We start from the raw sequence: 22,941 nt of genomic DNA, 5'->3' as shown, positions 1-22,941 counted from the left end.
TCCGTCAGTCGGACGTCAGCACGATGTAGAAGCGCTTGCGGGCGCCCGGCTGGGTGACCGTTCCGTCGCTGTTGCGCGGGCTCACCACGAAGTGCCGGGTGTTGTTGGTGCCGGCCGGCGCGCAGGCGACGACACCGGCCAGGCCGCACACGGTCGCGGCGATCTCCCCGGAGAACTCCGGGTTGGCGTCGGGAGCCGCGGCGCGGCCGTTGGTGATCCCGTCGGCGTTCTGGTCGACCTGGTTCTGCAGGGCGATGGTGGCGACGAGGCCGTTGTCGCGCACGTCCTCGCCCGCGTCGATGTAGACGTTGCCGGCCGCCCGGAGCGAGTTGTCGCCGGTCGTCGAGGTGTTGGGCAGCGTCGGGTACGCCGCAGCGATCGTGAAGCCGCCCGACTGGGCCTCGATCTCGCCGTTGGCGTTGACGAGCAGCCAGCGCTCCTGGCCCGGGCGGCCGGACTCGGCCGGGTTCGACGGCCCCTGCTGGGCCATCGCCCAGGACGTGCCGCCGACGGACAGGGCCAGTGCCGCGGCCGCGACGACGAACGTGGGTGTGGACGAGATGACGCGCATGGGAACCTCCGGAGCGAGAGTGGGCTGTCACCCACGCTTCGGCGCCGGAGGTCGCACGGATGGCGACCGGCGGGTAAAGCTTCCCGGGCCCGCTCAGCCGGCCTGGGCGTCGTCGACGACCTCGCCGTCGGCGACGTCGAAGTCGAACGTCAGCTCCTCACGGTCGAGGTCGGCGATCGCGGCGAACTCGCCGCTGGTCAGCGCGCGCGGCACGTCCTCGACCTCCTTGGGGGCCGGGATCGTGGCGACCGGGTCGGCCGCGTTGAGCTTGCGCGCAGCCGGCAGCACCGAGCGCTCGAGGGAGCCGGTGAAGGCGTTGTAATCCTTCACGCTGCGCTGGAGCGAGCGACCGAGCTTGTCGACGTGCTCGGCGAGCTTGAGGATGCGGCGGTAGAGGACCTGGCCGAGCTCGAAGAGCACCTGCGCGTCCTCGGTGAGGGCCTCCTGCTTCCAGGTGAAGGCCACCGTCTTCAGCATGCTCCACAGGTTCGTCGGGGTGGCCAGCACGATGCCCTGGCCGAAGGCGTGCTCCATCAGCGACGGGTCGACGTCGAGCGCGGCGTTGAGCAGCTGCTCGTTGGGGATGAACGCGACCGTGAACTCCGGGCTGACCGGGAGGCCGGTCCAGTAGCCCTTCTGCGCGAGCACGTCGACGTGGCCGCGGACCTTGCGGGCGTGGTCCTCGAGCAGCCGCTGACGGGTCTCCGGCTCGAGGCCCTCCCGCTGGGCGTCCATGAACGAGTTGTAGGGGACCTTGGCGTCGATCGCCATCTGCTTGCCGCCGGGCAGGTTGATCACCATGTCGGGGCGGCGCGCACCCGAGTCGGCCTCGACGGAGTGCTGGACGTCGAAGTCGACCCGGTTGAGCAGGCCGGCCGTCTCGACGAGGGTGCGGAGCTGCGTCTCGCCCCAGGCGCCGCGGACGGCGTTGTTCTTCAGGACCGAGGCGAGGGTGTCGGCCGCCTTGCGGGACTCCTCGACGGAGCGCTGGGTGTGCTGGATCTGGGTGGCGAGCTCGGTGTGCTGGCGCACGCGGGCCTTCTCCAGCTCGTCGACCTTGGTCTGCATGGAGCGCAGGTGCTCGACCACGGGAGTCAGGGTCTTGAGCACCTGGGTCTGGCCGTTCTCGGCGCGCTCGCGCTCCTGCTGGGACTGGCGCTGCTGCTCCTGCAGGCTGCGCAGCTGCTGGCGGGCGGCGTCGAGCGCCTCGCGGAGCTGGTCGACCGTCGCCGACGCCGCGGTGAGGTCCGCCCGCACCTCGGCGCGTGCCTCGGCCTCGCCGGCCCGGACCTCCTCGAGGGCGGCGTGGTGCTGCAGGTGGGCGCGGTCGAGCTCGTGGCGCAGCTCCGCCATCGCCGTCTCGTGCCTCGTCACCGCGCGCTCCACCTCGAGGGCGTGGTCGCGGGTGAGCTGCTCCACCTCGGCGCGGTGGCGCGCCTCGACGACCTCGGCCGGCTCGCCGGCCTGTGTGGTCGCGGCGCGCAGCAGCCAGCCGACCCCCGCGCCGAGCAGGAGACCGAGGAGCAGAGCGAGCAGGACGACCATGGGAACAGTCAAACAGCGGGGCCCGACACAAACCCGCGGGGCGCGCCGTGGAGCCTCAACCCAGCACCGCGACCCGCCGCTCGAGCTCGTCGACGGCGTCCGCCAGCCGTCGTCGTACGGCGCCGGGCAGGTCCCGTCGCAGCGCGGCCTGCCCGGCCGCGACGGTCGCGGCGTCGAGGTGCGTGATCGGGAAGTAGGCCGTCACGACGGTGCCCTGGACCCACCCCTGGTGCGCGGCGACGATGGCGTCGAGGTCGGCGAAGTAGGCCTCGGCGTAGGGCTGCGTCAGGGCGCGTTGGTCGATGCGCCACATGGCCCGACCGGCCGCGTCGATCTCGTAGTTGGGCACGGACACCTCACCGGTGGCGCGGGCCCAGGCGAAGTCCTTGCCCTCGGTCGTCGGGAGCGAGGCGACGGCGGCGGCGTGGTTGACCGTGGCCGCGCTGCTGGGCTCGTCGGCCAGCGCGGCGTCGAGCGCCGCGCGGTCGGTCGCGCCGATCCCCGCGAGCCGGGTGAGCGCGCGCCAGCGCAGGTCGGTGTCGAGGGTGATGCCGTCCGGCAGGCCGTCGCCGGCCGCCCACCGGGCGAGGCGGTCGACGTCCTGCGACGACAGCAGCGCGTGGCGGAACGCCGAGAGCTGGAGCTCGGAGCCCGGGGTCGCGCGGCCGAGGGCGTCGAGCACAGCGGCGTGGTAGCGCTCGACGGTGCCGTCGGGCGCGAGCGGCAGCGCGGTCGAGCCGACCCACGAGAGCAGGCCACGCGCGCTGCTCGCCGTGTCCTCGACGGGCGGCGCCGCGACGAGCAGCTCGGCCACCTGCGTGGGGGTGAGCGCGCCGTCGAAGAGCGCGAGCCGGACGCTGTTCCACATCGTCGCCCGCAGCCGCGGGTCCTCCATCGTCGGCGCGAGCCGGGGGAGCGCGTCCATGGTGAGCGCGTCCGGCGGGCAGATCGCCCACGTGGTCTCGGTCGCGTCGAGCAGCACCGGCGCGTCACCGGCGTCGAACGGCGTGCTCGCCGCCTCGAGCCGGTGCGGAGCCACCTCCCACCGACCGTCGCGGTGGACGGCGATGTCGAGCAGGTGCGTCCGCTCCGCCGGGTACGACGCCGGCGAGGTCCGCAGCACGGCGCCCGCCGCACGGTCGACCCTCAGCTGGTCGGCGCCCGGGGTGAGCAACCAGTCCCGGACGAACCCGCCCAGGTCGGACCCGCCGGACGCGCGCTCCCAGCTGGCGAAGAGGTCGTGCATCGTCGCGTTGCCGAAACGGTGCAGCTCGAAGTGCTCCCGCACGCCGCCGAGGAAGGCGTCGTCGCCGAGCCGTGCGGCCAGCTGGCGCAGCACGTTGGAGCCGCGGGCATAGGAGATGCCGTCGAAGTTCTGCAGGGCCGACAGTGCGTCCTCGGCGGGGTTGCCGGCGACCGGGTGCGTCGTCGGCCGGGAGTCGGCGGTGATGCCCCAGCAGCGGCGTGCGTAGGAGTCGTGGAGCGGTCCGTCGGCGTACTCGGTGGCGTCGGTGATCACGCGCAGGCCCATGTACTCGGCGAACGACTCGTTGAGCCAGAGGTCGTCCCACCACTGCGGCGTCACGAGGTTGCCGAACCACTGGTGGGCCATCTCGTGGGCGATGATGTTGGCGCGGAAGCTGCGGTCGGCGCGGGTGCTCGCGCCCTCGAAGAGGAGCGGGTCGCGGATCGTCACGCAGCCGGGGTTCTCCATCGCGCCGGCGTTGAACTCCGGCACGAAGGCCTGGTGGTAGTCGCCGAACGGGTAGCGGATCCCGAACAGCCGGTGCAGCTCGTCGAAGGACTGCCGGGTCAGCGTGAACAGCTCGCCGGCCTCGCGGTCGAGCGTCGCGGCGAGGCTGCGGCGCGAGCTGAGGCCGAGGCCGATCCCGTCGTGGGCGTCCTCGAGGAGGTGGTACGGGCCGGCGACGACCGTGACGAAGTAGGTCGCCAGTGGGGGAGTGGGGCCCATCAGCCATTGGCGGGTGGTCCCGTCGGTGCCGACGTCGCGCGCCGGTGCGTTGCCGCGCACGAGCCAGTCGGCCGGGGCGGTCACCCGCATCGTGTACGGCGCCTTCAGGTCGGGCTGGTCGAAGCAGGCGAAGACCGTCGGGGCGGCGTCCATGAAGGACATGCCGTAGACGTAGGCGAGCCCGTCGGCCGGGTCGACCGACCGGTGCAGGCCCTCGCCGTCGTTGCGGAAGCCCATCGTCGCCTCCACGACGAGCTCGTGCTCACCCGCGGCGAGGTCCAGCGGCAGCCGGCCGCGCTCCAGGCTGTCGGGCGACAGCGCGGCACCGTCGAGCACGGCGGAGTGCAGCGCGGTGGGCTTGACCTCCACGAACGTCCGCAGGGACGAGCTGGCGAACCGGATGGTGGTGCGCGAGGAGAAGGTGTCGTCGGCCAGCGACAGGTCCAGCTCGACGTCGTACGACGTCACGGTGAGGCCGTTCGCGCGGTGCTCCGCCTCGGCGCGGGTGAGGCTGGCGGGTCCGTTCTCGCTGCTCATCCGGCCAGCGTATGGGAGCCTGTCCGCCATGCGTCCGTGGACCCAGGTGCCTCCCCAGCAGGGACGGCGGTTCGTCATCACCGGCTCCAACGGGGGCCTCGGCCTGGAGACCGCGCGGATCCTCGGCTCGCGGGGCGCCGAGGTCGTGATGGCGTGCCGCAGCGTCGAGAAGGCGGAGGCCGCCGCACGCACCGTGCCCGGGCACGACAAGGGGCGCGTGGAGGTGCGGCAGGTCGACGTCAGCGACCTGGCGTCGGTGCGTGCGTTCGTCGCCGGCATGGTCGACGACGGCCGGCCGGTCGACGTGCTCGTCAACAACGCGGGTGTGCTCGGGGTGCCGCACGCGCTGTCGGCGGAGGGCGTGGAGATGCACTTCGCGACCAACTACCTGGGCCACTTCGTGTTGACCCTCGGCCTGCTGCCGCTGCTGACCGACCGGGTGGTCGTGGTCAGCTCCCGCGAGCACCGCTCCGGCCGGATCGACCTCGACGACCTGGGCTGGCAGCGCCGGCCCTACCGCGCTTTCGCCGCCTACGGCGACTCGAAGCTCGCCGACCTGCTCTTCATGCGCGAGCTCGACCGCCGCCTGCGCGCGGCCGGCTCACCGCTGAGGGCCGTGGGCGCGCACCCGGGCGCCAGCGCCACCGGCATCACCAGCAGCACCGGCAATCCGGTCGTGACCGCGATCGGCCACTACGGTCACCTGCTCGTCGGCATGCCGGCGTGGCGCGGCGCGCTGTGCACCGTGTACGCCGCCACCACCGACGTCGCCGGCGGCACCTACATCGGCCCGCACGGGCGGACCGAGCTGTGGGGCTGGCCCGCGCCCGCGCGGATGTCGCGGAAGGTCGACGACGAGGTCCTCGCCCACCGGCTCTGGGAGAGGTCGGTGGACCTGACCGGCGTCGACCTCGCGGTCAGTCCTTCTTGACCGACTCGATGTCGACCGGCGTCACCGGCGCACCGTCCTCGGGGCCGTTGGCCGGCGTGACGCCCGCCGCGGCGGCCTTGTCGATCGCCTTCAGGCCGGCCTCGTCGACCGTCCCGAAGACGGTGTAGTCGGGCGTGAGGCCCGTGTCGCCGTACACGATGAAGAACTGGGAGCCGTTGGTGTCCGGGCCGGCGTTCGCCATCGCGAGGGTGCCCGCGCCGTAGGTCTCCTGGCCGGTGAGCTCGTCGGCGAAGGAGTAGCCCGGCCCGCCGGCGCCGGTGCCCGTCGGGTCCCCGCACTGCAGGACCTTGAAGCCCTCGGCCACGGTGAGGCGGTGGCACTTGGTGCCGTCGTAGTAGCCCTGCTCGGCGAGCGACAGGAACGAGTTGACCGTGCACGGCGCCGCGTCGGCGTCGAGGGTGAACCCCAGCTTCCCGATCGAGGTGGTGACCGTGGCGCCGACCTTGCCGGAGTAGGCCGCCTTCGCCGGCGGGGGCGTCGCGTCGCTGTCGGACCCGTCGGGCGTGTAGGTGCAGGAGGCACCGCCGGCAGGGGCGCCCTCGCTCGTCTCGGTGGCGACCGGGTCGCTCGGGCTGCCCGACTCGCTGGAGGACGTGTCCGACGAGCTGTCCGTCGCGGTCTCGTCACCGTCGTCGTTGCACGCGGTGAGGGTGGCGAGCAGGAGCAGGGCCGGGACACCGGCGAGCAGGCGAGTGCGCATGGCCCGCATCGTACGCAGGGAGCCTGAGTGCCTCCGGGCTAGGTTGATGCCATGGACCTCGGCCTGCACTACGCGACCTTCTCCCACCCCGACTGGCAGACGACGCTGGTCGACCGGCTGGACGCGTCGGTGCGCGTCGCCGACGAGGGCGGCGTCGCGCTGGTGACCTTGATGGACCACCACTTCCAGATGGTCGACTTCGGCGGGCCGTTCGAGCCGATGCTCGAGGGCTACACCGCACTCGGCTACCTCGCCGCCCGCACCGAGCGGGTCCACCTCGGGCTGCTCGTCACCGGGGTGACCTACCGCCACCCGGGCGTGCTCGCGAAGGTGGTGTCCTCGCTCGACGTGCTGTCGCGGGGGCGGGCGTGGCTGGGCCTCGGCGCCGCCTGGTACGAGCGCGAGCACCGCGGGCTCGGCGTCCCGTTCCCGCCGCTGGCCGAGCGGTTCGAGCGCCTGGAGGAGACGATCCGCGTCGCCGAGCAGATGTGGAGCGACGACGACGGGCCCTTCGAGGGCGAGCACTTCCACCTCGCCGAGACGATCTGCCTCCCGCGGCCGGTGCGGGGGCGGGTCCCCCTCATGATCGGCGGACAGGGGGAGCGCAAGACCCTGCGGATGGTCGCCCAGTACGCCGACGCCTGCAACCTCTTCACCGGCGAGGGCGTGCCGGGCGTCGCCCACAAGCTGGAGGTCCTGCGCCGCCACTGCGACGACCTCGGCCGTGACTACGACGCCATCCGCAAGACGATCCTCTGGATGGGCGACCCGGTCGGCGAGGCCGACCGGTTCGCCCGCGAGATGGAGGAGTACGCCGCCCTGGGCGTCACCCTCGCGACCGCGATGCCGGCGTCCGACGACCCGGAGGCGTGGACCACCGAGCTGGTGACGTCCGTCCTGCCGCGGGTCGCCGGGCTCTGATGGCAGCGACCGTCAAGGTCGCCGGCCTCTCGGCGGGCCACGGCGCGACCGCCCTGTTCAGCGGCCTCGACCTGGTCGTCGCGCCCCGCGACGTCATCGGCCTCGTCGGACCCAACGGTGCCGGCAAGTCGACCCTGCTGCGCACCCTCGCGGGAGAGCTGGCGCCGGAGAGCGGCACGATCACGCTCGCGCCGGCGTCCGCCACGATCGGCTACCTGCCGCAGGAGACCGAGCGGCGCGCCGGCGAGACCGTGCGGGCCTTCCTCGCCCGGCGCACCGGCGTGGCGGCGGCGCAGGCCGACTTCGACCTCGCGACGAGCAGGCTGGAGGCGGGGGAGCCGGGCGCCGACGACGCCTACGCCGAGGCTCTCGAGCGCTGGCTGGCGCTGGGCGCGCCCGACCTCGACGAGCGCACCGACGCGGTCCTGGCGGATGTCGGACTCGCCGTCGACCTCGACCAGTCGATGGCCTCGCTCTCCGGCGGCCAGGCCGCACGGGCCGGCCTGGCCAGCCTGCTGCTCTCGCGCTACGACGTCTTCCTGCTCGACGAGCCCACCAACGACCTCGACCTGCAGGGCCTCGAGCGGCTGGAGCGGTTCGTGGCCGGCCTCGGCGTCGCGGCGGTGATCGTCAGCCACGACCGCGAGTTCCTCGCCCGCACGGTCAACCGGATCGTCGAGCTCGACCTGCACCAGCGCGCGATCAACGTGTACGGCGGCGGCTACGAGTCGTGGCTGCAGGAGCGCGAGATCGCCCGGCGCCACGCCCGCGAGGCCTACGAGGAGTACGCCGGCACGGTCGCCCAGCTCCAGGCGCGGGCCACGATGCAGCGCAGCTGGGCGGCACAGGGCGTGCGCAACGCCCGGCGCAGCATCGACAAGGAGCCCGACAAGTCGGTGCGCCGGTTCCGTGCCGAGTCCAGTGAGAAGCAGGCGGCGAAGGTGCGGCAGTCGGAGCGGGCGCTCGAACGGCTCGAGGAGGTCGAGGAGCCCCGCAAGGAGTGGGAGCTGCGCCTGGAGATCGCGGTGGCGCCACGCTCCGGTGCGGTCACCGCGGCGCTGCGGCAGGCCGTCGTACACCGGGGGGACTTCACGCTCGGCCCGGTCGACCTCGAGATCGGTTGGGCGGAGAAGGTCGCCATCACCGGCGCGAACGGCGCCGGCAAGTCGACCCTGCTGGCCGCCCTGCTCGGCCGGCTGGCGCTGTCGTCGGGGGAGTCCTTCCTCGGCCCCGGCGTCGTGGTCGGCGAGGTGGACCAGGCGCGGCGGCTGTTCGAGGCCGAGGACAGCCTCGTCGATGCCTTCCAGGCGCAGGTGCCGGACATGGCGCCGGAGCCGGTCCGGACGCTGCTGGCGAAGTTCGGGCTGAAGTCCGACCACGTCGTGCGACCGGCGTCGACGCTGTCGCCGGGGGAGCGGACCCGTGCTTCCCTCGCGCTGCTGCAGGCCAGGGGAGTGAACCTGCTCGTCCTCGACGAGCCGACCAACCACCTCGACCTTCCCGCGATCGAGCAGCTCGAGTCGGCTCTCGCCGACTACCCGGGCACGCTGCTCCTCGTCACGCACGACCGGCGGATGCTGTCGGCGGTCGCGACCTCCCGGGAGCTCGTCGTCGCGGACGGTCGGGTCACCGAGCGCTGACCCGACCGTCCTGCGGGTGCTCCGCCGGGTTCAGGCGGTTGCCGCGCGGAGTGCCTCCTCGATCAGGTCGGCCACCGCTGCCGGCTGCGACGCCAGCGAGGCGTGGCTGGCCGCCAGCTCGATCGTGCGCTGGGGCTGCATGCGCGCGGCCATCCGGCGCTGGTTGTCCGGGTGGATCATCCGGTCCTCGGTGGAGACCTGGTACCACGTCGGCTTGTGCCGCCAGGCGGGGTCGGTCACGGTGTCGCCGAACGTGCTGCCGAGCGGTGCCTTCTGGGTGACGGCCATGACGAGGGCCTCGTCGGCGGAGAGGTCCTGGGCGAAGCTCTCCCGGAACCTGTCCGGCTGCACCCACAGGCGCCCGTCGGAGTCGGGTGCGATGCTGGCGACCGCCGCCGGCGGGTGCTCCTCGGTGATCTGGCCGGGGCTCTCGCCGGCGTCCGGGGCGAAGGCCGCGACGTACACGAGGCCGGTCACGTTCGGCAGGTTGCCGGCCTCGGAGATCACCGCACCGCCGTACGAGTGGCCGACGAGAACGACGGGGCCGTCGACCTGGCGGACCATCTCCCGGGTGCGGGTCGCGTCGTCGGCCAGCGAGGTGAGCGGGATCTCCACGGCGCGGATGCCGGTGTGGCCGCGACGGTCCAGCTCGACGATGACATTCGCCCAGTGGGCGGCGCCGCCCCAGAATCCGTGGACGAGGACGACGGTCGGTTCGGTCATGGCAGGTGCTCCTTGTTGATAGGGTGCATCCACCGTATTGAGACGCGGGAGCAAGTAGCCATGCCAGAATCGCTCGAAAACTTTGCAGTTCCGCTCGACACCTCGGCCGATGCCCTGTCCGACGTCCTGGAGATGATCCACCTGCGCGGCGACCGGGTGACCCGCGTGGCGGCAGGTCGCGGGCACGAGGAGCGGCACCGGGCCGGGGGCCGGTTGCTCCACGTCGTGGAGAGCGGCTCCGTCGCGCTGCGCTACGACGTCCCGGACGGCGGGGGAGAGCGGGTGGTGCTGGGCACGGGTGATCTCGCCCTGCTCGCCCGAGGCGTCGCCCACCGCCTGCGGCCGATGGAGGACGCGGTGTGGATGAGCGGCTCCTTCGTGGTCGAGGAGCGTGCCGGCGTACCCCTGCTCGAGGCGCTGCCGCCGGCGATCGTGATCCGCGCGGAGGGACGCGAGTGGCTCCCGCTGAGCGCGCAGCTCCTCGGCCGTGAGGTCACCGACCCGAGTGCGGGCTCGAAGGTGATGGCCTCGCGGATCCTCGACCTGCTGTTCATCCAGGCCCTGCGGGCGTGGGCAGCGACCGACGGGGCGAGCGGTCCGGGCGGCCCCGGTTGGCTGACCGCAGCCCTGGACCGTCCACTCGGGCCCGCACTGCGCGCGATGCACCGCCAGCCCGAGCAGCCGTGGACGGTGGAGTCGCTGGCGGAGCTCTCGGCGCTGTCGCGGGCGGCGTTCTCGGCGCGGTTCACACGACTGGTGGGGGAGTCGCCGGGGCGCTACCTCCAACGGCTGCGCCTGGCGCAGGCCGCCGACCTGCTGACCTCGACCCCGGACTCGGCAGCGGCGATCAGCCGAGCGGTCGGGTATGCCTCGGAGGCGGCGTTCTCGCGTGCCTTCGCCAAGGAGTACGGCGTCGGGCCGCGTGCGTGGCGCTCCGCCGGTCGCTGAGTGGCGGCGACGTTATGTCAGGTCGAGCGGGGCTGGAACAGCTCGACCAGGTTCCCGGAGGGATCCTCCAGGAGGATCTGGCTGCCGCCCGGCCCCGAGACGAGGTCGCTGGCGAAGGACAGACCGGCTGCGGCCAATCGCTCGACCTCGGCCTCGATGTCGTCCACGGGCAGGTTGATCCGGTTGCGTCCGAGCGATCCTGAGCGATCCGGGGGCGTTGCGCGGGCGCCGGAGCTGGCCGATCCGCTCAGGAGCAGCCTGAGCGAACCGCGGACGACATCGGCGAGAGCCGGTGCGACGTTCGTGTGCACGGTGAAGCCGAGATGTGTCGTGTAGAACGCCAAGCCTCGTCGACGACGTCGACGAGGTAGCGCACGCCCACGAGCTCGCTGGGGGAAGCCATGAAACCACGGTGGACCGGGGCAGGACTCCAGGCCAGCGTCCGCGGTCCGGGGAGGGGGCCGATTCCCGTAATCTGACATAATGTTCGTTATCGGCGATATGGCAAAGGAGGGATCTGTGCCTCGATCAGTCGATGCGTCCCCGCGTCCGGAGCTCGTACACCGCCTGCTTGAGCTGGTCCAGACGCGCCACCAGCCGGGGCTGGTCCATCTCCATCTGCATCCGGGTGTCGCTGCGCGGATGCAGCCGGCCCGGCGGTGTCTCGTTGGCGCGGCTGAACTCCTTGAGATCCACGTCGGAGAACCCGTGCACGCGGAACCGTTGGCAGGTGGCGATGAGCTCGTCGAAGGCGTCGGTCCGGTGGCTCTTCTTGATCCATCGGGCATGCCGGAGGACCTCGCCGAGCTGCCTCCTGCGGTCCTCAGGAGTCCAGGCGTGGTCAGCCATGGCCGCGCACCGTCGTCAGGTGCTCGGCGACCTCGGCCTCGCTCAGCGTGCGTTCGAGGGTCAGGTGCGCACGCATCCCGGGGAAGAGCCGGCCGGCGGTCCAGGTGCGCTGGTACGGCGGCGGGTCGAGCAGGAGCAGACGGACACCCTCGGTGACCGGGATGTCGCTCGGCGTGCCCTCGTTCCAGATCCACGTGCCGTCCGGAGCGACGAGGTTGAAGACCCCGGCGCCGGCGTACTCGGTGGACGCCTGCGGATCGGCGCCGGTGCAGGCGGCAATGGCGGCCGCGTCGGGCCGGGCGCCCGGCAGGTGGTCCGGGACGAGCGCCGCAGCGAGCAGGGTGTGCAGCTGGAAGTTGTCGCCGATGCCGCCCATGGTCATCTCGAAGCCCTTGCCGCTCGGACGGTGGACGACGACGAGTCGCTCCTCGTCGAGCACCTTCAGCGCCGAGAGCAGCCACTGGCCCGCGCCGGAGGCTGCGTGCACCTCCGCCAGGACGTCGGTCAGCACCGGTCGCGGAAGCTCGGCCCGGCGTACCTCCTCGTGGCTCAGCACCGCCCCGGCGGCCCGCTCCCAGAGCGGGAGGGCCCACCAGCCCAGCGCAGCACCGCGCGCGACCGGGTCGTCGGCTCCCCCGACGGCGGCGACGACGGCAGCGGGCGGGTCGGCGAGGGTCGGCTTGGGGAGGTCCTGCTCCCCCGGCCACCGCCGGCAGAACTCGGCCGCCGCCGCGACGGCCGTCTCGGCCTTGTCGAGAACCGCCGGCGCGCAGGCGACGGGATCCGCGCCGCGTTCGACGCAGGCACCGACGAGGATGCCGAGCAGGCCGGCCGGCCCGGCGGGCACGGCCGGAAGGGCGGCTGCCAGCCGGGGGCCGGCAAGGGCGGCCTCCGCATCCGTGGCGTCGCCGAACACCTCGCGGAAGCGGTCGAGGGCCGACAGCGCAGCCTCTCCGTCGCCCCTGTCGACGGCCGCCTCGAACGCGGCCACGGTGCTGAGGAAGTCACTCGTCACGCGACGAAACCTAGCCCGGACTCCTGGGTGACGCCGATACTCACCGACCGAGGTCGATGCCGAAGACCAGCGCGGGCCCGCCGTTCTTGTGGACCTCACGCTCGAGGGTCATGCCGACCCGCGTCGCCACGCCCTGGGATGCGACGTTGTCGGGGCGGATGATCGCGACCACGTGGTCGACGGCTTCGCCACGAGCGGCGTCCAGGACTCCGGTGGCCGCCTCGGCGGCGTACCCCTGCCGGCGCAGCGACGAGCGCACGTGCCAACCCGCCTCGACCAGCCACTCCCCCTCGACCTCCTGCATCGTCAGGCCGCAGTCGCCGACGAACTCCCCCTGGTGGGTCTCGACGACCCAGAGCCCGAACCCGTGCTCGTCGTAGTTGCGCAGGTTCCACTCGATCCACCCGGCGGGGCCGCGGGAGCCGCCGAGCTCCAGGGTGCTGATGTCCGCCAAGTCGTCCCGGCCCATGGGCCGGAACCGGAGCCGGGCGGTCGGGTCGGGAAGCACGCAGACACGGTACGACGGCCGGTGCACCCCGAGCCGTCGTCAGCCGTCGAGGCGCTTCGCCAGCACGAGCTCCCGGCCGTCACCGAGACGGTCGTCTCCCCCGGGCGGCGGGGCGAAGCCGTGGCGCTCGTACAAGGTGGTCGCGATCGGGTTGTCGCGCATCACCGCGAGCCGCAGGGTGGTGGCGCCCTCGTCCCGGGCCCACTGCTCGACGGCCGCGACGAGCAGGTCCCCCACTCCCCTGCCGCGGGCCGCGGCCGTCACCCACATCGAGATCAGCTCGACCACACCGGCGTCCTCGCCCGGCACCCCACTGACCATGCCGGCGGGGGTGCCGTCGAGGAGGACGACGTGGTCGCGTGCCCCGGGGATCGACAGGCGGGCCCGCCAGCGCTCCTCCTGGTCGCCCGGGCCGGACCACTCGGCGAGCGTCGCGCCGAACGCCTCGGGAGCCTCGGCCAGCGCCGCGAGGCGCAGCTCGCGCCACAGCGGCCAGTCGTCCGGGGTCAGCGTGCGCAGCTCGAGCATGCGGCGACTCTGCCCTGCTCCCCGTCCGGCGGCAACGGAGTTGTGCGCCTCACCGCGGTACGACGGCCCGCTGGTCGACATCGGCGTCCTGGTCGAGCACCCACACGTCGACCAGGTCGGCGGCGTACAGCCGCAGCCGTGCCGGCGGCGAGACCTGCGCGGCGGTGAAGGCAGGCAGGCCCTGGGCCACCGAACGCTCGTTGAGGACCGACAGGTTGTGGTCGAGCAGGTCGTCCGGGCACAGGGCGGCCCGTGCCGTCGCGTAGAGCGCCGCAGCGTTGCCCGGCACGACCGTCGAGTCGAAGACGGTCAGCGCGATCTCCGGCCGGCTCGCGATCAGCTGCGAGTGGCGCGACCCCGGCCAGGAGAGCCAGAGGATCCGGTCGAGCCCGTCGGGGGCGAACCAGACCGGGGTGGCCCACGGGCTCCCCTGCTCGTCCGCGGTCGCGATCGTGACGTAGCGGTTGGCGTCCAGCAGCTGGCGTGCGTGTGCGTGGTTGTCGGTGCCCATGCAGGGATCGACCGGACCAGCGGCCCGGACTCACCGCCGCACTAGGGTGGTGCGGGTGCTGATCGCGACCGACCTCGACGGGACGCTCGTGCCGGACGGGGCCACGACGGTGCCGTCGTACACGGCGCAGGTGCTGCGCCGCGCCGACGACGCCGGCGTCCCGGTGGTGTTCGTGACGGCCCGGCCACTGCGGTGGATGGACCCGTTGTGGCCCCACGTGGGCCGGCACGGGCGGGCGATCGTGTCCAACGGTGCGGTGACCTACGACGCCGGCGCGCGCGAGGTCGTGCACCTCGCGGGCATCGACGCGGGGACCGGGCTCGCCATCGCCGCCGCGGTGACCGAGGCCGTGCCGAGCGCCAGCTTCGCGCTGGAGTGCCTGGACGGGATGCGGCTGGACCCGACCTTCGACGAGCCCGACCCCACTCCCCCGGGCACCCCACGCGGCCCGCTCGACGAGGTCTGGGACGCCACCGCCCTCAAGGTCCTCGTCCGGTACGACGACCGGTCGCCCTCTGGGGGCGATCACACCGCCTTCCACGACGCGGTCGAGGAGGCCGTCGGCGACCGCGCGACGGTCACGTGGTCGGTCGCCGGCCTGGCCGAGATCAGCGCCGTGGGGGTCACGAAGGCCAGCGCACTCACGCGCCTGTGTGAGCGCATGGGCGTCGTCCCCGCTGACGTCGTGGCCTTCGGCGACATGCCGAACGACCTCGCGATGCTCAGCTGGGCCGGGACGTCGTATGCGATGGCCGACGCGCACCCCAGCGTGGTCGAGGTCGCCGACCACCTCGCGCCACCGTGTGCCGACGAGGGGGTTGCCCGGGTGCTCGCAGGCCTCCTGGACCAGGTGTCCGGCGAGGTCCGATGAGAAATCCGCTGCCGGCCTGTCGTACCCGGTGGCGGCCGTTCGTGGACAGGACAGGGGCGGCGGGTCGACGCTACCCATGACGAGGAGGCAAGACAGATGACGCGTTACCTGATCTCGTTCGACGACGGCTGGATGGACTTCCCGGACTCCGAGCTGCCCGCGGTCACCCGCGACTCGATGGCCGTGGTCGAGGAGGCGCGCGCCGCGGGCGTGTGGGTCTTCGGTGCGGGGCTGGAGAGCCAGCAGGCGAGCATCGTCGGCACCGACGGCGTGGTGACCGACGGGCCCTACCCGGAGACCAAGGAGGTCATCGGTGGCTTCGCCGTCCTGGAGGTGGCGACCCGGGAGGAGGCGCTTGCGTGGGCGGCGAAGATCGCTGCCGCCTGCCGGTGCTCCCAGGAGGTGCGGGAGGTCCTGCCGGAGCCCGACCTCCAGGACTGAGGCTCGCCGCGTCCTGAGAGGGTGGCGGGGTGGACGACGACCTGATCATGGACCGGAGCCCCCTGCCACCCGGCATCGACGAGCGCCTCGCAGCGCAGCTGGGGTTCATCGCCGAGGTCGACAAGCTGAAGACGATCCTGCGCGCCTCGCCCCTCGCCGCCGCGGACCGCCGCGAGAACGACGCCGAGCACTCCTGGCACCTCGCGCTCATGGTCATGCTCCTCGCGGAGTACGCGAACGAGCCGATCGACGTCGGCCACGCGATGCGGCTCGTCGTGATCCACGACCTCGTCGAGATCTACGCCGGCGACAGCCCCGTCTTCGACCCGGCAGCGGTCGTCGGCCAGCAGGAGCGGGAGGAGGCCGCGGCCGACCGGCTGTTCACGCTGCTCCCGGACGACCAGGCGAGGTGGATCCGGGCCCTGTGGGACGAGTTCGAGGCCGGCCAGACGCCGGAGGCGCGCTTCTGCAAGGCGATGGACCGGCTCGAGCCGATGCTGCTCAACTGGGTCAACCGGGGCGGCACCTGGCAGATGCCCGGGGCCAACGAGACGACCGTCCGGGCCCGCGAGGCCGGTGTCGTCGCGGGATCGACGGTGCTCGGCGGCGCGACCGACGCGCTCGTCACGCACGGGCTCGCCAACGGCTGGATCAGGCCCGCGCCCGAGTAGCGGTCAGCCGCGGGTCGCCTCGAGCGCGGCCACCAGCTCGTCGAGCGTGCCCTTCGCGGTCTCCGGGACGGAGATCGACATGAACGACGCAAGGACCACCATGACGTCGTACCGGCCCTCCTTGCCGCGCTTGCCCGGCTTGTGCTTGACCTGGACCTCGCGGAAGGTCGACACCGGGTTCCGGGCGGCCTCGTCGAGGCCGTTGTGGCGGAACTTCGCGACGGTCGCGCCGTCGTAGACGACGGACTCCCCGTTGAGGCCCTTGAGCTCGATCACGCCCCGACCCTAGGGGCGCGTCGGAGACTCCGCAGGCGTTATGACGAACGGGCCGCGCGGCGGGCCCCCAGCGCCGCGGTGTACGACGCGTCCCTCCCGGCGCCCAGCACGTCGACGAGGTCGGCGACGTCGTCGGCGGTGAGCTGGAAGGTGCCGGTGCACACGTTGTCGCGCCACAGCGACAGCACGACGACGTCGCGCTCGGTGTGCCAGGCGACTCGCAGCCGGCGGCCCTCACCGCGGAGGTCGGCGTACGTCTCGCCAGCCCGCGGGAGCGGCATGACGCGCCGTCCGCGGCTCGGCAAGGCCTCTTCCATTTTCAAGGTATAGCCGAGAGGGGGCCTTGCCGCAAGGCCCCCTGCGTGCTCCAGAATCACCGGTCCGACCCGACCAACGGAGCTGACACGTGACCCTTGCGCCGACGGCGTTCTCCCTTCCCGACCATCTCTCCGCCAAGGCGGACCCCGCGCTCGTCGCCGACGACGAGCGCCACTTCGCGGCCATGGCCGCGAGCCTCGAGACCACCATCGACGACCTCACCGCCCGGCTCGACGAGGAGCGCCAGCGCAGCGGTGGCCACGGGCAGGCGGCGATGGACCGCGACCTCGAGGTCCACCGGCTGACCGCGCGGCTGCGCACGCTGCGCAGGTTCACCCTGGACCTGTGCCTGGGCCGCTTCGTCCGCGAGGATGACCCCGAGCCCGTGTACGTCGGCCGGCTCGGCCTGACCGACGCCGACGGCACCCGCCTGCTGGTCGACTGGCGCTCGCCGGCCGCGGAGCCGTTCTTCGCCGCGACCCATGCACGGCCGATGGGCCTGGTGAGCCGGCGCCGCTACCGCTGGACGCTCGGCCGGATCAGCGACTACTGGGACGAGGTGTTCACGGCCGACGGCCTCGAGGGCAACGCCGCCCTGGACGACCAGTCGGCGTTCATCGCCAGCCTCGGCGCGAGCCGGTCGCCGCGGATGCGCGACGTGCTGAGCACGATCCAGTCCGACCAGGACGCCATCATCCGCGCCTCGTCGCGCGGCGCGCTCGTCGTCGACGGCGGACCCGGGACGGGCAAGACGGTGGTCGCCCTGCACCGGGCGGCGTACCTGCTCTACGAGGACCCGCGGCTGGGCTCGGGGCGGGGTGGGGTGCTCTTCGTCGGGCCGCACCAGCCCTATCTCGACTACGTCGCCGATGTGCTCCCGAGCCTCGGCGAGGACGGCGTCCGCACCTGCACCCTCCGCGACCTCGTGCCCGGTGGTCGCGACCTCGTGCCCGAGGAGTCCCCGGCCGTCGCGGCCCTCAAGGCGGACGCCCGGATGGTTGCGGCGATCGAGCCCGCGGTCGCGCTCTACGAGGAGCCGCCCACCGAGGGCGTCGACGTGGAGACCGACGCCGGGGACCTGTGGGTCGGGCGTGCGGAGTGGGCCGAGGCGTTCGGCGCCGTCGAGCCCGGCACGCCGCACAACGAGGGCCGCGACCAGGTGGTCGAGGCGCTCGTCGAGATCCTCGTCGACAAGTACGACGACGAGGAGGCCCTCTCCCCCGCGGTCGTCCGGCGTGCCGTGCTCCGTTCCCGCGCCCTCCACGACGTGCTCGGCCGGGCCTGGCCGCTCCTCGACCCATCCGACCTGGTGGGCGACCTGTGGGAGGTCCCGGCCTACCTGCGCCGGTGTGCTCCCTGGCTCGACGAGGACGAGGTCCGCCTGCTGCGCCGACGCGGCCCTCAGCGCTGGACGGCCGCGGACCTGCCGTTGCTCGACGCGGCCCACCGGCGCCTCGGCGATCGCGAGGCGTCGCGTCGCCGGCGACGCCGGGCGGCGGAAGAGGCGGCCGCGAAGGAGGAGATGGACCACGTCGTCGACCACCTGATCGCGAACGACGACTCCGAGATGATGCTGATGTCGATGCTGCGCGGCGCGGACCTCCAGGGCGCCCTGGCCGCGCCCGGTGGTGCCCCCGCCGCCGACCCCGACGCCCTGGCCGGGCCGTTCGCCCACGTCGTGGTCGACGAGGCGCAGGAGCTGACCGACGCCGAGTGGCAGATGCTGATCGCCCGCTGCCCGTCGCGGAGCCTCACGATCGTCGGCGACCGCGCGCAGGCGCGACACGGCTTCACGGAGACCTGGGAGGACCGGCTGGCCCGTGCGGGGATCGACCGGGTGAGCATCGCCTCGCTCACCGTGAACTACCGGACGCCGGAGGAGGTCATGGCCGAGGCCGCCCCGGTGATCCGCGCCGCGCTGCCGGACGCGAACGTGCCGACGTCCGTGCGCAGCACCGGCATCCCGGTCCGGCGCCTGCCCCGCACCGACCGCGACGCCGTCGTCGCGCGGTGGCAGGAGCAGCACCCCGAGGGCGTCGCCTGCGTCATCGGCGACCGCACCTTCGTGGCCACCGACCGGGTCCGCTCCCTCGCGCCGGAGCTCACGAAGGGGCTCGAGTTCGACCTCGTCGTACTGGTCGAGCCGGACGCCTTCGGCGACGGGATCGAGGGCGCCGTCGACCGCTATGTCGCCATGACCCGCGCCACCCAGGAGCTCGTGATCCTCTCCGGGGCGAGCGGATCCGGCGAAGGCGTTGCGTGACCTGCGCCACACTGCCAGCATCGGCCCATGACCGACCGCCTTGATGTCGCCAGCCTCTGCGAGGCCTTCCAGAACTCCGTCGCGAGCGGTGCCGACCGCGTCGCGCTCCGCACTCCGGGCGGCGCCCAGGAGATCACCTGGACCGGGTACGGCGAACGCGTGCGCCGCATCGCGGAGGGTCTCGCCGCGCTGGGGGTCGGCCCGGAGGACACCGTCGGCATCATGCTGACCAACCGCCCGGAGTTCGCCCTCGTGGACACCGCGGCGCTGCACCTGGGGGCGGTGCCGTTCTCGATCTACAACACCTCCTCGCCGGAGCAGATCGCCTACCTGTTCGGCAACGCCGGCAACCGCGTGGTCGTCACCGAGCAGGCCTTCCTCCCGCAGGTGCTCGCGGCCGGCGCCGACCTGGAGACCATCGTCAGCGTCGACGGCGGCGACGGGGCGATCACGCTGGCCGAGCTCGAGGAGCGCACCGTCGACGGCTTCGACTTCGACGCGTCCTGGCGCGCGGTCGGGCCCGACCACGTGCTGACGCTCATCTACACCTCCGGCACGACCGGGCCGCCGAAGGGCGTCGAGCTGACCCACGGCAGCATGCTCGCCCAGCTCCGGGGGGTGCAGGCGGTGATCCCGGCCGAGGACGGCGAGCGCACGACGTCGTACCTCCCCTCGGCGCACGTCGCCGACCGTTGGGCGTCCCACTACACGCCGATGGCCTTCGCCGCGACGACCACCTACGTGGCCGACCCGAAGGCCGTGGTCGCCGCCCTGCCCGAGGTCCGGCCGACGGCCTGGGGCGGGGTGCCCCGGGTCTGGGAGAAGATCAAGGCTGCGCTCGAGGCCAAGGGGGTCACCGACCCGAGCGCACTGCCCGACGACCACAGGACCGCGGTGCGGCAGCTGCTCGGCCTCGACGACGTGCGGTTCACCGTCTCGGGAGCCGCGCCGATCGCGCCGGAGGTGCTGGAGTTCTTCGCCGCCCTGGGGGCGCCGATCTGCGAGCTGTGGGGCATGTCGGAGATCTCCTGCTGCGGCATCATCAACCCGCCCGAGGACATCCGGATCGGGACGGTCGGCAAGCCGATCCCCGGCCTGGAGGTCCGGCTCGCAGACGACGGCGAGCTGCTCGTACGCGGCCCGCAGCTGATGCGCGGCTACCGCAACCAGCCGGACAAGACCGCGGAGGCGATCGACGCCGACGGCTGGCTGCACACCGGTGACGTCGCGACCATCGACGATGACGGCTACGTCCGCATCGTCGACAGGAAGAAGGAGCTGATCATCACCGCGGCCGGCAAGAACATGTCGCCGGCCAACATCGAGCAGGTCCTCAAGGCGTCGCACCCGCTGGTCGGCCAGGCCGTCGTGGTGGGCGACCGCCGGCCCTACAACGTGGCCCTGCTCGTGCTCGACCCCGACGTCTGCGCGGCCTACGCCGAGCAGCAGGGCCTCCCGGACGGCTCGGCCGCCGCGCTCGCGACCGACCCGAAGGTCCAGGAGCAGGTCGCGACGGCCATCGAGGAGGCCAACGCCCGCCTCTCGCGCGTCGAGCAGGTCAAGAGCTACCGGATCCTGCCGACGGACTGGCTGCCCGGAGGTGACGAGCTCACCCCGACGATGAAGCTGAAGCGTCGGCCCATCGCCGAGAAGTACGCCGACGTGATCGAGGAGCTGTACGCCGCCGACTGAGCCGCGCCCGGTGGTCGAGGAGCTGGACGCCGCCGACTGAGCCGCGCCCGGTGGTCGAGGAGCTGGACGCCGCCGACTGAGCCGCGCCCGGTGGTCGAGGAGGTCGCGCAGCGACCGTCACGAGACCCGGTCAGTCCAGGCAGAACTCGTTGCCCTCGGGGTCGGCCATCACGAGGTGGCCGGCCTCCAGCGGAGGCGCCGGCTCGTGGCGCGCCAGCCGGGTGGCGCCGAGGGCGACGAGTCGTGCGCCCTCGGTCTCGAGCGCGGCCATCCGCTCCTCCCCCGCCAGCCCGGGCGCGGCACGCACGTCGAGGTGCAGCCGGTTCTTGACGACCTTGTCCTCGGGGACCTGCTGGAAGAACACCCGCGGGCCCACCCCGTCGGGGTCCTCGACGGCGGAGCGGCTGTTGCGCTGGTCGGCGGGCACACCGATCCGCTCGAGGAAGCCGTCCCACGCGGCCAGCGGGTCGGCACCGTCCGCCAGCTCGACCCCGGGTGGGCCGGGGATGAGGTAGCCGAGCACCTCGGCCCAGAACCTCGACTGGGCGCGCGGGTCGTGGGCGTCGTAGGTGATCTGGACCTGTCTGCTCATGCAGCCCGTTCTACCGGCGGCCACCGACAGCCGCCGACAGCCGCCCGACAGCCGCCCGACAGCCGCCCGACAGCCGACGGCGGGCGCTCCTCCCCCGCTTCCGAGCATGGTGGCGGCGCCCGCTTCGGCGTACCTTGCGAAGTGGCGGCGAGTGCCGGCCGGAACGGAGGATCAACCATGCTGCAGGACAGCCAGGTCACCGCGAACATCCCGGCCGCCGATCTCGGGCGGGCGCGCCGGTTCTACGAGGACAAGCTGGGCCTGGTCCCGGCCGACGAGAACCCGGGCGGGCTGGTCTACCGCGCCGGCGGCACCGCCTTCTTCCTCTATGAGACCGACCAGGCGGGGAAGGCGGGCCACACGATCGCCCAGTTCCACGTCGGTGACGTCGCTTCCGAGGTCGTCGACCTCGAGGCGAGGGGCGTGGTCTTCGAGCACTACGACATGCCCGGCATCACGTGGGACGGGCCGGTCGCGAGCATGGAGGGGATGGGCCACGCCGCCTGGTTCAAGGACAGCGAGGACAACATCCTCTGCCTCGACGACGCGGCGATCTAGAGCGCTGGGCTCCGGGCGCCGCGGGCGTGACGCAGGTCTCTGCGCGGCCCCTTCCCGATTTCTATGCAGGGCTGCATAGTTATCGCCATGTCAGAGACCCCGACGGCCGTCGCCGCCCTCCACCAGCCGTTCACCCTCCCCAACGGCTCGGTCCTCCCGAACCGGCTCGCCAAGGCCGCGCTCAGCGAGAGCCTCGCCCGGCGCGACCACACCCCCGGTGAGCGGATCAAGAACCTCTACCGGCGCTGGTCGGGCAACGGCGCGGGCCTGACGATCACCGGCAACGTGATGGTCGACCGCCGGGCGATCGGCGAGCCCGGCAATGTCGTCGTCGAGGACGACCGGTCCGCGCAGGACCTCGCCGAGTGGGCCGACATCATCAAGGCCGACGGTGCCGTCGCCTGGGCCCAGATCAACCACCCCGGCCGCCAGGCCCCGCGCACCCTCACCCCCCGGCCGGTGGCTCCCTCGGCGGTCGCGCTGCCGGAGAGCGGCGGCATGTTCGCCCAGCCGCGCGAGCTGACCAACGCGGAGATCGAGGACATCATCGCCCGCTTCGCCGCGACCGCCGGACACCTGGTCCGCGCCGGATTCGACGGCGTCCAGATCCACGGCGCCCACGGCTACCTCGTCAGCCAGTTCCTCTCCCCGCTCGCCAACCTGCGCACCGACGCCTGGGGCGGCACGCCCGAGAAGCGCCGCCGCTTCGTGCTCGAGGTCGCCCGTGCGATCCGCGCCGAGATCGGCAGCGACAAGGCGATGGCGATCAAGCTCAACTCCGCCGACTTCCAGCGCGGCGGGTTCAGCGAGGACGAGTCCATCGAGGTCGTCCACGCGCTCGCCGCCGAGGGCATCGACCTGCTCGAGGTCTCCGGCGGCACCTACTCCTCCGCTGCGATGCTCGGCGTCGACCCCACGCTGAAGGAGAGCACCCGCAAGCGCGAGGCCTACTTCCTCGACTACGCCCTCCGGGTGCGCGCCGAGCTCCCCGAGCTCCCGCTCATGCTCACCGGCGGCTTCCGCACGGTCGACGCGATGGAGGACGCCGTCGCCAGCGGTGCCATCGACGTCGTCGGCCTGGGTCGCCCGCTCACGGTCGACCCCGACGTCACCGCCGGCCTGCTGGACGGTACGACGACCGAGAGCATCGTCCGGCCCAAGCGCAGCGGCATCAAGCTCATCGACAGCCTGACCGAGCTGACGGCGTACACCGTGCAGATGTGGCGGATGGCCGACGGCAAGGAGCCCGCCCCGCGGCGCCACCCGGCCCTCAACGTCGCGCAGTACCTCGTCCGCAACGGACGCGACAGCGTCCGCGTCGGCCGCCGCGGGCTCTGAG

25 protein-coding genes are annotated in these 22,941 nt (G+C 72.9%); 11 read left to right on the top strand and 14 right to left on the bottom strand.

From position 1 onward, the window contains the following. Nucleotides 1-4 precede the first annotated feature (4 nt). From AC2YHB_RS07305 to pepN, 3 genes are all read right to left on the bottom strand, one after another. On the bottom strand, nucleotides 5-571 hold the full coding sequence (locus tag AC2YHB_RS07305; RefSeq protein ID WP_179651205.1) for a hypothetical protein: 567 nt from the start codon (nucleotides 569-571) through the stop codon (nucleotides 5-7). A gap of 93 nt (nucleotides 572-664) precedes the next feature. Then, the gene (locus AC2YHB_RS07300) at nucleotides 665-2,116 is read right to left on the bottom strand and encodes a DNA recombination protein RmuC (RefSeq protein WP_179651207.1); all 1,452 of its coding nucleotides are present in this window, start codon (nucleotides 2,114-2,116) and stop codon (nucleotides 665-667) included. Between the two features lie 55 nt (nucleotides 2,117-2,171). Continuing rightward, nucleotides 2,172-4,625: an aminopeptidase N gene (gene pepN / locus AC2YHB_RS07295; RefSeq protein WP_179651209.1), complete on the bottom strand. Its 2,454-nt coding sequence runs from the start codon at nucleotides 4,623-4,625 to the stop codon at nucleotides 2,172-2,174. 28 nt (nucleotides 4,626-4,653) lie between these two features. Between pepN and AC2YHB_RS07290 the strand changes: the two genes are divergently transcribed. Then, the gene (locus tag AC2YHB_RS07290; RefSeq protein WP_487353701.1) at nucleotides 4,654-5,556 is read left to right on the top strand and encodes an oxidoreductase; all 903 of its coding nucleotides are present in this window, start codon (nucleotides 4,654-4,656) and stop codon (nucleotides 5,554-5,556) included. On the opposite strand, the gene AC2YHB_RS07285 is transcribed toward AC2YHB_RS07290, so the two are convergent. Next, on the bottom strand, nucleotides 5,543-6,277 hold the full coding sequence (locus tag AC2YHB_RS07285) for a peptidylprolyl isomerase (protein ID WP_179651213.1): 735 nt from the start codon (nucleotides 6,275-6,277) through the stop codon (nucleotides 5,543-5,545). The genes AC2YHB_RS07290 and AC2YHB_RS07285 overlap by 14 nt on opposite strands. A 51-nt stretch (nucleotides 6,278-6,328) precedes the next feature. Between AC2YHB_RS07285 and AC2YHB_RS07280 the strand changes: the two genes are divergently transcribed. Beyond that, a complete protein-coding gene (locus AC2YHB_RS07280; RefSeq protein WP_179651215.1) occupies nucleotides 6,329-7,198 on the top strand; it encodes an LLM class F420-dependent oxidoreductase in 870 nt (289 codons plus the stop codon). Beyond that, nucleotides 7,198-8,838: an ABC-F family ATP-binding cassette domain-containing protein gene (locus AC2YHB_RS07275; protein WP_179651217.1), complete on the top strand. Its 1,641-nt coding sequence runs from the start codon at nucleotides 7,198-7,200 to the stop codon at nucleotides 8,836-8,838. Before AC2YHB_RS07280 ends, AC2YHB_RS07275 begins: the two co-directional genes overlap by 1 nt. Before the next feature lie 30 nt (nucleotides 8,839-8,868). Here AC2YHB_RS07275 and AC2YHB_RS07270 read toward each other — a convergent pair whose 3' ends face one another. Continuing rightward, nucleotides 8,869-9,561, bottom strand: a complete 693-nt coding sequence (locus AC2YHB_RS07270; RefSeq protein ID WP_179651219.1) for an alpha/beta hydrolase — start codon at nucleotides 9,559-9,561, stop codon at nucleotides 8,869-8,871. Between the two features lie 60 nt (nucleotides 9,562-9,621). Between AC2YHB_RS07270 and AC2YHB_RS07265 the strand changes: the two genes are divergently transcribed. Next, entirely contained in the window at nucleotides 9,622-10,509 is an 888-nt protein-coding gene (locus tag AC2YHB_RS07265) for an AraC family transcriptional regulator (RefSeq protein WP_179651221.1), read from the top strand. 17 nt (nucleotides 10,510-10,526) lie between these two features. On the opposite strand, the gene AC2YHB_RS07260 is transcribed toward AC2YHB_RS07265, so the two are convergent. From AC2YHB_RS07260 to AC2YHB_RS07235, 6 genes are all read right to left on the bottom strand, one after another. Continuing rightward, nucleotides 10,527-10,853, bottom strand: coding sequence for a VOC family protein (locus tag AC2YHB_RS07260; protein WP_257026954.1), 327 nt, complete (start codon nucleotides 10,851-10,853; stop codon nucleotides 10,527-10,529). A gap of 184 nt (nucleotides 10,854-11,037) precedes the next feature. Beyond that, nucleotides 11,038-11,358 carry a hypothetical protein gene (locus tag AC2YHB_RS07255; protein ID WP_179651223.1) on the bottom strand — a complete coding sequence of 107 codons (321 nt, stop codon included), beginning with the start codon at nucleotides 11,356-11,358 and terminating at the stop codon, nucleotides 11,038-11,040. After that, nucleotides 11,351-12,373, bottom strand: coding sequence for a hypothetical protein (locus AC2YHB_RS07250; RefSeq protein ID WP_179651225.1), 1,023 nt, complete (start codon nucleotides 12,371-12,373; stop codon nucleotides 11,351-11,353). The genes AC2YHB_RS07255 and AC2YHB_RS07250 overlap by 8 nt, the downstream gene beginning before the upstream one ends. A 40-nt stretch (nucleotides 12,374-12,413) precedes the next feature. Continuing rightward, on the bottom strand, nucleotides 12,414-12,881 hold the full coding sequence (locus AC2YHB_RS07245; RefSeq protein WP_308645671.1) for a GNAT family N-acetyltransferase: 468 nt from the start codon (nucleotides 12,879-12,881) through the stop codon (nucleotides 12,414-12,416). A gap of 39 nt (nucleotides 12,882-12,920) precedes the next feature. After that, a complete protein-coding gene (locus AC2YHB_RS07240; protein ID WP_179651227.1) occupies nucleotides 12,921-13,409 on the bottom strand; it encodes a GNAT family N-acetyltransferase in 489 nt (162 codons plus the stop codon). Nucleotides 13,410-13,458: 49 nt separating this feature from the next. Further along, nucleotides 13,459-13,920 (bottom strand): pyridoxamine 5'-phosphate oxidase family protein, encoded by a 462-nt coding sequence (locus AC2YHB_RS07235; RefSeq protein WP_179651229.1) that lies wholly within the window; start codon nucleotides 13,918-13,920, stop codon nucleotides 13,459-13,461. A 55-nt stretch (nucleotides 13,921-13,975) separates the two neighbouring features. On the opposite strand from AC2YHB_RS07235, the gene AC2YHB_RS07230 reads away from it, so the two are divergent. The 3 genes from AC2YHB_RS07230 (at nucleotide 13,976) to AC2YHB_RS07220 (ending at nucleotide 15,903) form a co-directional block, all read left to right on the top strand. Next, entirely contained in the window at nucleotides 13,976-14,791 is an 816-nt protein-coding gene (locus AC2YHB_RS07230) for an HAD-IIB family hydrolase (protein WP_308645672.1), read from the top strand. A 96-nt stretch (nucleotides 14,792-14,887) separates the two neighbouring features. After that, nucleotides 14,888-15,232 (top strand): YciI family protein, encoded by a 345-nt coding sequence (locus AC2YHB_RS07225; protein ID WP_036545659.1) that lies wholly within the window; start codon nucleotides 14,888-14,890, stop codon nucleotides 15,230-15,232. A 29-nt stretch (nucleotides 15,233-15,261) separates the two neighbouring features. Then, nucleotides 15,262-15,903, top strand: coding sequence for an HD domain-containing protein (locus AC2YHB_RS07220; RefSeq protein ID WP_207010793.1), 642 nt, complete (start codon nucleotides 15,262-15,264; stop codon nucleotides 15,901-15,903). Between the two features lie 3 nt (nucleotides 15,904-15,906). On the opposite strand, the gene AC2YHB_RS07215 is transcribed toward AC2YHB_RS07220, so the two are convergent. Further along, nucleotides 15,907-16,179 (bottom strand): hypothetical protein, encoded by a 273-nt coding sequence (locus AC2YHB_RS07215; protein WP_179651232.1) that lies wholly within the window; start codon nucleotides 16,177-16,179, stop codon nucleotides 15,907-15,909. A 38-nt stretch (nucleotides 16,180-16,217) separates the two neighbouring features. Beyond that, nucleotides 16,218-16,496: a hypothetical protein gene (locus AC2YHB_RS07210; protein ID WP_218864770.1), complete on the bottom strand. Its 279-nt coding sequence runs from the start codon at nucleotides 16,494-16,496 to the stop codon at nucleotides 16,218-16,220. Nucleotides 16,497-16,585: 89 nt separating this feature from the next. Here AC2YHB_RS07210 and helR point away from each other — a divergent pair, with 89 nt between their 5' ends. Both helR and AC2YHB_RS07200 read left to right on the top strand, forming a co-directional pair. Next, nucleotides 16,586-18,760, top strand: coding sequence for an RNA polymerase recycling motor ATPase HelR (gene helR, locus AC2YHB_RS07205; RefSeq protein WP_179651233.1), 2,175 nt, complete (start codon nucleotides 16,586-16,588; stop codon nucleotides 18,758-18,760). A 27-nt stretch (nucleotides 18,761-18,787) separates the two neighbouring features. Beyond that, nucleotides 18,788-20,452, top strand: a complete 1,665-nt coding sequence (locus AC2YHB_RS07200; RefSeq protein WP_487353700.1) for an AMP-dependent synthetase/ligase — start codon at nucleotides 18,788-18,790, stop codon at nucleotides 20,450-20,452. A 130-nt stretch (nucleotides 20,453-20,582) separates the two neighbouring features. Here the strand turns inward: AC2YHB_RS07200 and AC2YHB_RS07195 are convergent, their stop codons facing one another. After that, entirely contained in the window at nucleotides 20,583-21,044 is a 462-nt protein-coding gene (locus tag AC2YHB_RS07195; RefSeq protein WP_179651235.1) for a VOC family protein, read from the bottom strand. Between the two features lie 177 nt (nucleotides 21,045-21,221). Here AC2YHB_RS07195 and AC2YHB_RS07190 point away from each other — a divergent pair, with 177 nt between their 5' ends. Both AC2YHB_RS07190 and AC2YHB_RS07185 read left to right on the top strand, forming a co-directional pair. After that, entirely contained in the window at nucleotides 21,222-21,602 is a 381-nt protein-coding gene (locus tag AC2YHB_RS07190; protein WP_179651236.1) for a VOC family protein, read from the top strand. Between the two features lie 87 nt (nucleotides 21,603-21,689). Then, entirely contained in the window at nucleotides 21,690-22,940 is a 1,251-nt protein-coding gene (locus tag AC2YHB_RS07185; protein ID WP_179651237.1) for an NADH:flavin oxidoreductase/NADH oxidase family protein, read from the top strand. The last annotated feature ends 1 nt before the right edge of the window (nucleotide 22,941 follow it).

The sequence above is a fragment of the Nocardioides sp. SRI_004 genome (assembly GCF_057586415.1).
Note: the sequence above shows the minus strand (reverse complement) of the source record. Positions and strands in the feature narration are given on the sequence as shown.